At 40.9% G+C, this 13,599-nt stretch carries 11 protein-coding genes; 10 read left to right on the top strand and 1 reads right to left on the bottom strand.

The window, feature by feature from the left end; all coding sequences use genetic code 11:
* Window positions 1–227: 227 nt before the first annotated feature.
* The 5 genes from VJ937_RS07725 (at window position 228) to pyk (ending at window position 7,861) form a co-directional block, all read left to right on the top strand.
* Window positions 228–1,934, top strand: a complete 1,707-nt coding sequence (locus VJ937_RS07725) for an insulinase family protein (protein ID WP_414706401.1) — start codon at window positions 228–230, stop codon at window positions 1,932–1,934.
* A gap of 157 nt (window positions 1,935–2,091) precedes the next feature.
* The gene (locus tag VJ937_RS07720; RefSeq protein ID WP_324066325.1) at window positions 2,092–3,072 is read left to right on the top strand and encodes a hypothetical protein; all 981 of its coding nucleotides are present in this window, start codon (window positions 2,092–2,094) and stop codon (window positions 3,070–3,072) included.
* 153 nt (window positions 3,073–3,225) lie between these two features.
* Window positions 3,226–5,298 carry a polyphosphate kinase 1 gene (gene ppk1 / locus VJ937_RS07715; RefSeq protein ID WP_324066324.1) on the top strand — a complete coding sequence of 691 codons (2,073 nt, stop codon included), beginning with the start codon at window positions 3,226–3,228 and terminating at the stop codon, window positions 5,296–5,298.
* 40 nt (window positions 5,299–5,338) lie between these two features.
* The gene (locus VJ937_RS07710; RefSeq protein ID WP_324066323.1) at window positions 5,339–6,241 is read left to right on the top strand and encodes a hypothetical protein; all 903 of its coding nucleotides are present in this window, start codon (window positions 5,339–5,341) and stop codon (window positions 6,239–6,241) included.
* Between the two features lie 192 nt (window positions 6,242–6,433).
* Window positions 6,434–7,861, top strand: a complete 1,428-nt coding sequence (gene pyk / locus VJ937_RS07705; RefSeq protein WP_324066322.1) for a pyruvate kinase — start codon at window positions 6,434–6,436, stop codon at window positions 7,859–7,861.
* A 4-nt stretch (window positions 7,862–7,865) separates the two neighbouring features.
* Here pyk and truA read toward each other — a convergent pair whose 3' ends face one another.
* Window positions 7,866–8,642, bottom strand: a complete 777-nt coding sequence (gene truA / locus VJ937_RS07700) for a tRNA pseudouridine(38-40) synthase TruA (protein ID WP_324066321.1) — start codon at window positions 8,640–8,642, stop codon at window positions 7,866–7,868.
* A 349-nt stretch (window positions 8,643–8,991) separates the two neighbouring features.
* On the opposite strand from truA, the gene VJ937_RS07695 reads away from it, so the two are divergent.
* The 5 genes from VJ937_RS07695 to VJ937_RS07675 form a co-directional block, all read left to right on the top strand.
* Entirely contained in the window at window positions 8,992–9,987 is a 996-nt protein-coding gene (locus tag VJ937_RS07695) for a MoxR family ATPase (RefSeq protein WP_324066320.1), read from the top strand.
* A gap of 97 nt (window positions 9,988–10,084) precedes the next feature.
* Window positions 10,085–10,954, top strand: a complete 870-nt coding sequence (locus tag VJ937_RS07690) for a DUF58 domain-containing protein (protein WP_324066319.1) — start codon at window positions 10,085–10,087, stop codon at window positions 10,952–10,954.
* A gap of 13 nt (window positions 10,955–10,967) precedes the next feature.
* The gene (locus VJ937_RS07685) at window positions 10,968–11,945 is read left to right on the top strand and encodes a hypothetical protein (RefSeq protein WP_324066318.1); all 978 of its coding nucleotides are present in this window, start codon (window positions 10,968–10,970) and stop codon (window positions 11,943–11,945) included.
* Window positions 11,942–12,940, top strand: coding sequence for a VWA domain-containing protein (locus VJ937_RS07680; protein ID WP_324066317.1), 999 nt, complete (start codon window positions 11,942–11,944; stop codon window positions 12,938–12,940). The genes VJ937_RS07685 and VJ937_RS07680 overlap by 4 nt, the downstream gene beginning before the upstream one ends.
* A 14-nt stretch (window positions 12,941–12,954) precedes the next feature.
* A partial coding sequence (locus tag VJ937_RS07675; RefSeq protein WP_324066316.1) for a VWA domain-containing protein occupies window positions 12,955–13,599 on the top strand: 645 nt, incomplete at its 3' end.

The raw sequence follows: 13,599 nt of genomic DNA, 5'->3' as shown, positions 1-13,599 counted from the left end.
GGCTAAAAATTATTTTGGTCGAAAATCATAAAGTACCCAGAGTTTCTTTTCAACTGTTCCTTGATGATGACCCTGTTTTAGAAAAAGAAGCAGTTGGATATTTAAGTGCAACAGGTGACCTCATGCGTACAGGTACAGCAAACCGCAGCAAACAGGAGATCGACGAAGCAATTGATTATTTGGGTGCCCGTTTATCTACAAATAGCAATGGGTTTTACGGATCCACCATGTCGAAATTCACAGAAGATTTTCTTAAAATTGCTGCTGATGTAGCTTTAAACCCGACTTTTCCTGAAGAAGAGCTGGAAAAATATATCAAACAAACCAAGTCAGGTCTTTCTACACAGAAATCTGACCCAGGGGCAATGGCAAATAATGTGGCCAAAGTTTTAAGGTATGGTAAGAACCATCCTTACGGCGAGGTTACCACTGAAGAAAGTGTTGAAAATATCACACGTGAAATGTGTTTAGACTACTATAACACCTATTTCAAACCCAATAACGCCTATATGGTAGTAGTTGGTGATATTAAAAAGCGTCAGGCCAAAAAACTTGTCACCAAATATTTTGGCGATTGGGAAAAAGGTGAGGTGCCAACCCATGAGTATGACCAACCTCAGCCCCCAAAAGGCAACCAGGTTGCCATCGCAAATAAAGATGGTGCTGTTCAATCTGTAATAAAAATTACTTACCCTATTGAACTTAAACCCGGTGACAAAGATGCAATTCCTGCAACCGTAATGAATGAAGCGCTTGGTGGAGGTGTATTCTCAGGCCGTTTGATGCAAAACCTACGAGAAGATAAAGGCTATACATATGGTGCCCGTAGTCAGCTTTCAAAAAATGACCTGGTAGGTTATTTTAATGCAGGGGCTGAGGTAGGAACTGAAGTAACTGACAGCGCAGTTGCCGAGTTTCTTAATGAGATGAAGGGCATGACAGCTGATCCTGTTACCGAAGAACATTTAAACATGATTAAAAATGTTCAAACAGGTTCTTTTGCCCGTGCTATGGAATCTCCGCGCACCATTGCACGTTTTGCGCTAAATACAGAACGTTATAACCTGCCCTCAGATTACTATAATACATACCTTAAAAAGCTTAACGCTGTAACAGTAGATCAGGTAACCGAAATGGCTGAAAAATATATCAAACCCGAAAACAGTCACATTATAGTTGCCGGAGATAAAGCTGCGCTCAAGAAGACGCTTAAGAAGTTCGACAGCGATGGCGAAGTTAAAATTTATGATACCTGGGGTAACGAAGTAGATGACAATAAAACCCTTCCGGAAGGTCTTACCGCTGAAAAAGTAGTTGCTAAATATGTTGATGCCCGTGGCGGTGCAACTAAACTTAAAGCTATAAAATCAGTTAAGCAGTTGGCTGAAATGCAAATGCAGGGCAGGACCATTGAAACCATAATGATTAAGGAAGCACCTGATAAAATGATTAATGAAACCAAAATGAATGGAATGCTTGTCAGTAAACAGGTTTATGATGGTGAAAATGGTTTCATGACTGGCATGCAGGGCGAAAAAGATTTTGAAGGTGAAGAGCTTAAAGCATTGAAACGCGAGAGTCAAATGCACAAATCTTTGAAATATGACGAACTTGGGTATGAATTAGAGCTTATTGCACTCGAGGATATCGACGGGAAAGAAGTGTATAAAGTAAAAGTTACCAGCCCGTCAGGCGATTCACATTTCGACTATTATGATGTAAACTCGGGTTTGAAAGTGATGACCAAAAAGACCATTGAAACCCAGCGTGGCGAAATGGAACAAGTACAACAAATGAAGGATTACAAACCAGTTGGTGGTGTATTGTATCCACACACAATTGTATCATCAGGTATGATGCCGCAACCTATGGAAATTAAGATTAAAAGCATTGATGTTAATGTAGACATCGATGATGCTATGTACCAGAAATAATCTCATTTACCTTATCTGCAAAAAAACATCGTGGATTATTCTGCGGTGTTTTTTTATTTCGTCAAAGCATTTGATTCATTCGTCAAAGTAGGCTGAAATTGGTAAACTCTTTGATGTTTCAGGCGTATTAGACACTGAACAATTTAAATAAATTAAAATGAAACCTTTCATCACATTACTACTGGTATTTAGTTTTTTAGGATCTGTTGCACAGGATTTAGATGTGCCTAATAACAGTACCGTTACTATTAGCTCTGATGCCAATTATAACGACATCACATTGGGTAACAAATCCGTACTAAATATCGTGGAAGGGGTTACAGTAAATGCTGATAACTTAAACGTAGAAAATAATGCTACGCTTAACCTTGATGGTGTTTTGAATGTTTTGAATAACATTTCTGTAAGTAATAATGGTGCATTTACTGTTAATTCGACAGGAATATTGGATGTGAGTGGCGATGTGAATGTAAGCAACAATTCTGACATAACACTTGATGGTAATGTGCAAATAGACGGAGACTTTACAGCACCCGATCAGGCCAATGTAACCATTGATGGAACAGTAAATGTTGGTGGATCATTTACCGGTACGGTAGATGGCGGATCCGGTACTTTAAGTTCAGGAAACGATAATAACTATAATAATCCGCTTCCCGTCGAGCTGCTTGGCGCTGATATAGAATCAGAAGAAGCTGAAGTTACTGTAACCTGGACCACAGCAACAGAAACCAATAACGACTTTTTTACACTGTATATAAGCCGGGATATGAATAACTGGGAAGAGCTGGACAGAGTTGCAGGAAATGGAACAAAAAGTACCCTGACCAATTATGAGTACAGCTTTAACTCAGAATCGAACGGCCAAATCTATATTAAACTTATACAGACAGATTTTGACGGAACTACTGAAACTTTAAGAGTGCTTTCAACTGAAGTGAATGCTAAAGATTACAGAATTTATCCCCAACCATTGCGTGCAGGGGCAGCATGGAAAATAAGAGGTTTGGACAATGACGATACTTTCAAAGTATATTCATCAAGCATGCAGGAGATCAGAGATTCACAAAATTTAACAAGAGGGTTATATTATGTAGTAATCAACGATAAAAAAGTTAAAAAGCTAATTGTTCAATAAACCAACCAGTAAGAATTTCTTAAACCACTCTTCTTTAAGGGTGGTTTTTTTATGCAATTAACGTAAAGGTAACGTATCCTATAATATTCAGATTATATTTGTTGGTTATTTTTGCATTTTGTATTTTTCCATCTCATAAACTCAAATTAACACATGCAGAAAGTAAAAAAGGAGAGCAGATTTATAAATCGTGAAATTAGTTGGCTTTCGTTTAATGAAAGGGTTTTACAGGAGGCCGATGATGAACGCAATCCTTTACTTCAACGTGTGCGTTTTCTGGGTATTTTTTCAAACAACCTCGATGAATTTTTTCGTGTACGCGTAGCTACAATGCGTCGCCTGGTGGATATCGGAAAGCAGTCAAAAATTGTTTTGGGCGACATGACCCCCCAGGAAGTGCTCGACCAAATTCAGAAAACTGTTATGTCGCTTCAGGAGCGTTTTCAGTCCATATATGAGCGTTTGCTTCGTGAGCTTGATGCTGTAGGGGTTCACGTGATCGATGAATTACAGCTGGATAGTGTGCAGGGACCATTTGCCCGCGACTATTTTACATCGGAGCTTAGTCCGCTCATTGTGCCAATAATGCTCAGTAAAGATAAATCTTTTCCTTACCTTAGGGATAAGGCCATTTATCTGGCTGTTAAAATGACCGTGGAAAACAGACCTCGTAAAACACGATATGCTCTGCTTGAAGTGCCCGTGGGAAGTAATCCCAGGTTTGTTGTGCTACCCAAACGTAAGGGGCTTGAAGAGGATACTTATATCATTATCGCAGATGATATTATCAGGTATTGCCTTGATGACATCTTTTTTATGTTCGAATACGATAAAATTGAAGCCTATACAATCAAAATTACACGGGACGCCGAGCTCGATATCGATGATGACATTTCCATGAGTTTTATGGAAAAAATGGCCAAATCTTTAAAAGAACGTCGCAAAGGCCAGCCTGTACGTATGGTTTATGATGAGCGCATGCCACCTGACCTTTACCGGTTTATCACAAAACAAATGGAACTTGACGATGACGATAACCTGATTCCGGGTGGCATTTATCATAATTTCAAAGATTTTATTAAGTTTCCCTCAGTTGATAATGAGCTGGAAATACATAATCCACCCGCCCTGGTGCACAGACATGTGGATGTGCATAAAAGTATAATGCAGGTTATTCGAGAGCGCGATATCCTGCTGCATTACCCTTACCAAACATTTAATCATTTTATAGATTTGTTAAGGGAAGCAGCTGTTGATCCGCAGGTAATTTCTATATCAATTACACTTTATCGTGTTGCCGACCGGTCGAAAGTCATTAATGCATTGATTAATGCAGCCAAAAATGGCAAGCGCGTCACAGTGCTCATTGAATTGCTTGCCAGGTTTGACGAAAAAGCCAACCTCCGTTGGTCTGAGAAATTATCGGAAGCAGGTGTACGCGTAATTCACGGTGTGCCAGGATTGAAGGTACATTCAAAGATTGCACTTATTCACCGCAAGGAACAGGGGCGTATAAAAAGCTTTGCATACATTGGAACGGGAAATTTCCATGAAGGCACGTCCAATGTATATTGCGACGAAGGTTTATTTACAACCAACAGGCATCTTGCCGCAGAAGTAACAAAAATATTTGAGTTCCTCAAGCATAACTACAAACGCTTTAATTACAGGCATTTGGTGGTTTCTCCATATAGTATGCGCAAGCAATTTATGCAACAGATATCAACGGAAATAAAAAATGCAAGGCTCGGAAAACCAGCCTACATATTACTTAAACTTAACAACCTTGTCGATCAGGGCATGATAAACCATCTGTATTCGGCAAGCAAAGCCGGCGTTAAAATAAAGTTGATTGTGCGTGGTATCTGTTCATTGAAGGCCGGCGTTAAAGGAATGAGCGATAATATCGAAGGTATTAGTATTGTAGATAAATATTTGGAACATAGCCGGTTTATTGTTTTTGCCAATGGTGGCGATGAACAGTATTTTATTACTTCTGCCGACTGGATGACACGTAACCTCGATCACCGCGTAGAAGTAGCATGCCCGGTATACGATAAAGAGATCCAAAAAGAACTCCGTGCCATGTTCGATATTCAATGGCGCGACAATACCAAGGCCCGGGTACTCGATGCCTACCAGCAGAACAAATACAGACAAACCAGGGCAAAAAAGAAGCACCGTGCCCAAATTGAGTATTATACCTATTTAAAGAACCTTAAATAAGTCACCCGCAAGTTTTTGCTGACTCAACCGTTTGAAACAAATGAAATTTTTACCTTTTGGTGCCATTGATATCGGTTCTAATGCTATTCGGTTGCTCATAATGAATGCCATTGAGTACCCCGATGAAACAAAATTTAAAAAAGTCTCACTCATACGCATACCATTAAGGTTAGGTGCAGACGTGTTTAGCGGTCAGCGTATAAGTAATATGAAATCCGATCAGCTCTTGCATGCCATGACGGGGTATCGGCATATTATGAATGCCTACAATATTATCGACTACAGGGCAGTAGCAACTTCTGCAATGCGTGAGGCGGTAAACGGTCAGGAATTGATTCGTAAAATACAGGAAGAAATTGGCATTGAACTCGAAATAATTAATGGAAAGCAAGAGGCCGAAATTATTTTTAATACAGGTATATCGCAATATCTTGATACCAAAAAGGATTATATTTATGTTGATGTGGGAGGGGGAAGTACCGAAGTTACTGTAGTCTCTAAAAATCAGAAATTGGAACAGGAGTCTTTCAATATTGGTACTGTCCGCATGCTTACCCAAAAAGAAGATGAGGCTGAGGTGGATCGCTTTAAGGCGTTTATGCGTCAACAGGCATTGCGTTTGAAAGACATATCACTCATTGGTTCAGGGGGAAATATCAATAAGCTTTTTAAACTGATGGGTAAAAAATATGGGGAATCCATCAATGCCGATGAATTGAAGCATATGTATGATTATCTTCAGCGATTTACTTTTGATGAGCGTATTGCTGTTTTAAGGCTTAATCCGCACCGGGCCGATGTAATTTTACCTGCAACAAAAATATTTTTACGCGCTTTTAAATATGCTAACAGCAAGCGTATTTTTGTGCCACGAATGGGCCTATCAGATGGAATTGTGCAGCAGCTATACCAAAAATATAAAGAGGAGTTAGTTCAAAACTGAAGATCTTATAGGCAAAAAATGATGCGTATTGATATAAACAACATTTTATCTTTTCGGTAGCATATTTATCTTTGTGGGCTTATTTTTGGCTTCAGTAATTGAGTTGGGTAAAGAGCCAAATCAACCAAAAATGAGTTAATTACCAGATTTTTTGTAAATTACAGTACAGAAAAAAATAAAACAGATTAATATATGAAGAAGTTGACCAAGATTGTAGCAACAATATCTGATTTAAACTGTCAGCCCGAATTTTTAAGGGAATTGTTTGATGCAGGTATGAATGTAGTGCGTTTAAATACTGCGCATCAAACACATGACGATACGCTTAAGGTGATTGAAAATGTACGTAAGGTTTCTGATAAGATAGCGCTTTTGCTTGATACCAAAGGCCCAGAGATTCGAACAACCAAATCCGATGAGAAAATATTTGTAAAAGGTGGAGATAAGATTTGTATGAAAGGAGACCCGGAAGGTATCTCAAATTCTGAAATGATTTATGTATCATATCCTGATTTTGTAAAAGATGTGCACGACGGTTCCAGTATATTGATCGATGATGGTGATTTAGAGCTTGAAGTGCTGAAACATATTGATGATAAACTGCTTTGCGAAGTTAAAAACCAGGGTTACATAAAAGGACGCAAAAGCGTTAATATACCTTCGGCCCATTTGAGTCTCCCAGCACTCAGCGAAAAAGACAAGGGATATATTCATTTTGCAGCTGAGCACGATCTTGATTTTATTGCCCACTCATTTGTTCGTAACAAACAGGATGTGCTGGCCGTGCAGCGTATTTTAGACGAACACAACAGCAACATAAAAATCATTGCTAAAATTGAAAATCAGCAGGGTATAGATAACATAGATGAAATACTTGATGTGGCACATGGTGTAATGATTGCTCGTGGAGATCTTGCCATAGAAGTTCCGCGCGAACGTATACCTATTATCCAGAAAAATATTATTCGAAAAAGCATGGCCCGGCGTAAAATTTCTATTACAGCAACACAAATGTTGCACAGTATGATAGAAAACCCGAGGCCAACAAGGGCAGAGGTGACTGATATTGCCACTGCCATTTATGATGGCACCGACGCCGTTATGCTAAGCGGTGAAACAGCTTATGGAAAATATCCTTTAGAATCTTTACGGGTGATGAGTAGTGTTGCAATGGAGGTTGAGCAAAATAAAGGTTTATATGTTGAAGATGTTCCTATTGCTATTTTGGCGTCAGAAATTTCAGGCTGGCTCTGCCAATCGGCTGTGAAAGCAGCCACACAACTAAAAGCACAAGCTATTGTAGCCGATACCACATCGGGACGCACCATTCGCAACCTGGCCGGTTACCGCGGAAATCGCCCCATATTTGCAATGGCATACAGCAAACGAACTATGCGCGAGCTGGCTCTGTCTTATGGTGTACATGTAAACTATATTGAGCAACGGAACTCTCCGGATGAGTTTATCCGTCACGGTATTGCAAGGCTTATCAAGAAAAACTATCTTCAAGATCATGACATTGTTGTAGTTATAGCAGGTAGTTTTGGACGTGGCGTTGGCGCATCATTTATCGAAATAGGTAATGTGAAAGAGTTGCTCACGCGAACAAAAGAAGAATAAAACTTTATTGAACTGGAAATGGTAACCGTGATGATTGTTCAAAAATATCATCGGGGTACCATACGCCTGTAAGAAAAAGCCCTTCCGGTGCGGCAGACATGCCGGCCTTACTTCTGTTTTGAGTGTTAAACACTTGCTGAAGGGTTTCAATTGAACGCTTTCCGTAAGCAATTTCGAGCATCGTACCCACCAAAGCCCTGACCATATTGCGTAAAAAACGGTCAGCTTTAATGCGGTACACTAATAAATCATCGGTTTCAATCCACTCACTTTCTGTGACGTGGCAAATATTGGTTTTATTGGCTGCGTGGGCTTTGCAAAAGCTTGCAAAATCGGTGTTTTGCGCAATGATTTTAGCTGCTTTATGTAAATTTTGTATATCAGGTCTTTTGACCAGTGGTTTGGTAAAAGGATAAAGGTAGGGGTGTGGTGTTTTGCTCAAAAAGTAATGATACTCCCTTGCAGTTGCACTAAAGCGGGCATGAAGATCATTGGCCACAGGCCTGGTTTCATACACTACAATGTCTTTAGGTAAAACAGCATTAAGGTGATAGGTGAATTTATCGAGGTCGTTAATTTCATTGTCAAAATCTACGTGTAAAACAAAATAGCTTGCGTGTACACCTGTATCAGTGCGCCCGCAACCAATTACATTGACTTTTTCGCGGGTGATTTTTTCGAGCGCCTCATTCACAAGTTGTTGCACCGATACTGCATTGGGCTGTATTTGCCAGCCGTGATAATGTGTGCCATCGTATGCCAGGTTGATAAAGTAACGCATGCTGCAAGGTTAGGGAATGTTTTTATATTGAACAAATAATTTGAAGTTTAACGCTTCATAAAGAAAATAATAATTGAGCTAGCTAATTTGAAGGATTTGAACTCTGCATCTCAAGCCGTTTTAATTTACCTAAATCATGACGATTAAACTTATCATGGCGAGCTCCATCCGACCATTAAAATCAAAATTTTAAACGGATGAAGTTTTTTCTTTCAGGGTATACAAGGTTTAACTAAAGCTCGCCGGGTTAAAGTTTCGTTAAAATTACTTTTTTGAGGGTACAATATATCAATTGATTGCGTTACTTTTGTCCTTCAGAAATATATAGCTAAAAATAAAATCTGAATTTATGGATACTACAACCAACATCAGAGAGCTCAATGAACGAATTAAAGAGGAAAGCTCTTTCGTTGAGATGATCACAATGGAGATGAACAAGGTCATTGTAGGGCAAAAGCACCTGGTTGAGAGTTTGCTTATAGGGCTGCTTTCCGATGGTCATATTTTGCTCGAAGGTGTGCCGGGTTTGGCCAAAACGCTTGCCATCAGTACGCTGGCTAAAACTACCAATGCGGGCTTCAGTCGCATTCAGTTTACACCCGACCTGCTACCTGCCGACCTTATCGGAACCATGATCTATAGTCAGAAAAAGGAGCAATTTCAGGTAAAGAAAGGCCCCATCTTCAACAATTTTATTCTGGCAGATGAGATTAACCGTGCTCCGGCCAAAGTTCAGAGTGCGCTGCTCGAGGCTATGCAGGAGAAACAGGTAACCATTGGCGAAAATACTTTTACACTTGAAAAGCCTTTCCTTGTGTTGGCTACACAAAACCCAATAGAGCAGGAGGGGACTTATCCGCTACCCGAAGCACAAATGGACCGTTTCATGCTGAAAGCAGTTGTGCATTATCCAAAACTCGAAGAAGAGAAACGCATTATGCGGGAAAACTTACTGAAAGATTTTCCCGAAGCAAGCCAGGTTATTACACGCGATGCGATTCTTAAGGCTCGTGATGTGGTAAAAGATGTATACATCGATGAAAAAATTGAACAGTACATTCTGGACATTGTATTTGCTACACGCACACCTGAAGATTATAACCTTGAATCGCTCCAGGAGATGATTAGTTACGGTGGATCGCCCCGCGCCAGCATTAACCTCGCAAAAGCAGCCAAAGCGTATGCATTTATCAAGCGCCGCGGTTATGTGGTGCCCGAAGATGTGCGTGCTGTATGCCACGATGTGTTACGTCACCGCATTGGGCTCACTTACCAGGCCGAAGCTGAGGAACTTACAACCGACGATATCATCAATAAGGTGCTGAATACAGTTGAGGTACCATAGTTTGTCGAATAATAATTCGCAAAATATGTACTTCTGATCAACGGTCAGAAGCTGAGCAAAAAGCTAAGATGATTAGGTAATTTAAAATGGTGTTGTTTTGGAAACACAAGATATATTAAAAAAGGTTCGTCACATCGAAATCAAAACCCGCGGGTTGTCCAGGCAGGTTTTTGCAGGGCAGTATCATTCTGCCTTCAAAGGCAAGGGAATGACATTTAGCGAAGTGCGTGAGTACCAGTATGGCGATGCTATTCGTGATGTGGACTGGAACGTGACTGCCCGGTTTAATCATCCGTATGTGAAAGTTTTTGAAGAGGAGCGTGAGCTTACGGTGATGTTACTTATCGACATCAGCGGGTCGAAAGATTTTGGAACAGATTCGGTTTTCAAGCGTGAATTTATTGCTGAACTCGCAGCCGTATTATCGTTCTCGGCCATTCAAAATAATGATAAAATTGGTGTAATTCTGTTCAGTAGTAAAGTTGAGAAGTTTATCCCACCTCAAAAGGGCCGGAAACATATTCTCCGCATTATCTCCGAATTACTCAGATTTGAACCTACCGAAAAAGGTACAAATATCAGTAATGCACTGGAGTATTTTACCGGAATGATCAAGAAACGCAGTACCGCTTTTCTGATTTCCGACTTCATCGACCGCAGTTTCGATAATGCCCTTATGATAGCCAATAAAAAGCATGATGTGGCAGCGCTCAGGGTTTTTGACCCCGGAGAGCGGGTAATGCCACCAATGGGGCTGGTAGAATTTGCTGATCCGGAAACGGGTGAATTGAAAACCATCGATACATCCAGTCGCAAGAACCGAATGTTATACGAAAAATGGTGGAAGGAGCTGGAGGAATATCAGCGCACAACCTTCCGTAAATCGGGTGTGGATGCTGTCAATTTGTCAACCGATGAGGATTATGTACAACCTTTGGTAAAGTTTTTTAAGAAACGATCAATGTAAATGTTCCGATATAATGAAACGTAAACTATTAACCATAGCAATACTTTTATTTATACTGCCAGGCATAGGCAGGGGCCAGGGAGCGCAGGTAAAGGCTTCCCTCGATACCTCAATGATGCTCATTGGCGATCATGTGGAGTTTGCCCTCTCGGCCAATGTGCCCGGTGATGCAAAGGTTACTTTTCCGCCACTGATGGATACGCTTGTAGATAAAATTGAAATAATACGTGATTTGCCCTTTGATACAGTGCTGGAAAACGGACGGAAAACCATAAGCAAACCTTATATCATCACCAGTTTCGATTCTGGTTCATATGAGATAAAACCATATCGTATTGCGGTTTCTTATAATGGACAAAAAACAGATACCTTACGAACCAATCCTGTATACCTTGGTGTGACCACATTCAATATTGACTCCACGGCCAACGCCATTGCAGATATAAAAAAGCCCATTGCCACACCATTAACCTTCAAGGAGTTTTTAAATGAATATGCCATCTATGTCGGGCTCATAATATTTGTTTTAGCATTGGTTTTTACACTTTGGTGGTATTTCAAAAAACAGCAAAAACAAAAAGCGGAGATGCCGGGGCCGCCAAAACCCAAGGAACCACCACATGTTATTGCTTTGCGTGAGCTGGATGAGTTACAGGGCAAAAAACTATGGCAAAAAGATAAAATAAAACTGCATTACAGCATTTTATCAGATGTTGTGCGTAAATACCTGGAATACAGGTTTCATGTGCCGGCCATGGAAAATACCACGGGATATATTGAAGATTATATCAACCAGCATAAAATTCTCGATGCTGAGAACAGTAAAAAAGTGCAGGATATTCTTGAAATGGCTGATTTGGCGAAATTTGCAAAGTTTACGCCATTACCCGACGACAATTCAAGAACCATGGATTATGCCTATCAATTTGTAATCAGTACAAAAGAGCAAGTTGTTGAACCAGATCATCAAAAAGAAAACGAAGCGCAATGAGCATAAACGGATATACATTTGCCAACCCTGAATACCTGTATCTGCTGCTTTTGCTGATACCTATGGCAGCATGGTATATATTCAGGCGTAAAAAGCAAAATGCCACACTGCGGGTAAGTTCATTATCTGCATTCAAACAGCCTTACAACAGAATAAAAGAGTGGGCAAGGCATAGTTTGCCGGTGTTGAGGATGGTTACCATAATTGCAGTAATTTTAATCATAGCACGGCCCCAAAGTACCGATAACTGGGAGAAACAAACCACCGAAGGGATTGATATAATCATGGCGCTTGACGTGTCAAGTAGTATGCTGGCCCGCGACCTGCGCCCCGATCGTCTGGATGCAGCAAAAGATGTGGCAATGCAATTTATCAACGGGCGGCCCAACGACCGCATCGGGCTCACCATTTTCAGTGGTGAAGCATTTACACAATGCCCGCTTACCACAGACCATGCCACCTTACTGAACCTGTTTAAAGATGTGAAAAGTGGCATGATCGAAGATGGAACAGCCATTGGATTAGGTTTGGCAACCAGCATAAACCGGCTGCGTGAAAGCAATGCCGACAGTAAAGTTATTATCCTGCTGACCGATGGAGTGAACAACCGCGGCGAAATTGATCCGGTTACGGCTGCAGAGCTGGCTAATACATTTGGAATCAGGGTTTATACCATTGGTGTGGGTTCGCGTGGAACAGCACCTTATCCGGTACAAACCCCATTTGGTACCCAATATAAGCAAATGGAGGTGGAGATTGATGAAGCTACGCTGCAGGAGATGGCCCAAATGACCGATGGAAAATATTTCAGGGCCACCAGCAACAGTGCACTTAAAGAAATTTATGACCAAATCGACCAGATGGAGAAAACCCGGATAGAGACCAAGTCATTTGCTAAAAAACAGGAAGAGTACATCTGGTTTGCGATAATTGCCGCTATAGCCCTGTTAATGGAAGTTGTGCTCAGAGCAACCATATTCAGAACAATGCCTTAAAAAAGAGAACCAATATGTTTGAGTTTGGATACATACAATATTTACATCTACTGTGGATCATCCCGGTGTTAGTCCTGCTGTTTTGGATTATGCGCAGACAGGGCAGAAAGCAACTGGAGCGTTTTGCCAGCAGTAAAATGATTGCCCGAATGGCACCAATGCGCTCACGCTCAAAGCCATGGTGGAAATACATGCTTTTAATGCTGGCACTGGCAGCCATAATTTTGGCCATTGCCCGACCACGCTTTGGTACACGTATGAAAGAGGTGCAGCGTGAAGGTAAAGAGCTGGTGGTAGCACTCGACGTATCCAGAAGTATGTTGGCCACCGACATTCAGCCAAGCCGATTGGAACGTGCCAAACGAGCTATTGTAAAGTTGCTCGATCGGCTCGATTACGACCGCATATCATTGATTGTATTTGCCGGCGAAGCCTATACACAGTTGCCTCTTACCACCGACTACCCTGCAGCTAAAATGTTTATTTCGTCAGTCGAAACAGAAATGATTCCCCAGCAGGGTACAGCCATTGGCGCTGCCATTGGTCATGGTATAAATTCATTTTCACCCGGCGATGAGAAAAATAAAGCCCTGATTATTATCACAGATGGTGAAAATCACGAAGGAAATGCCATTGAAATGGCCAAAGAGGCAGCTGAA

Origin of the sequence: Salinivirga sp., from assembly GCF_035268865.1 — a bacterium.
Lineage (GTDB): Bacteria > Bacteroidota > Bacteroidia > Bacteroidales > Salinivirgaceae > Salinivirga.
The sequence above is the reverse complement of the archived record's forward strand: the minus strand, read 5'-3'. Positions and strand labels throughout refer to the sequence as shown.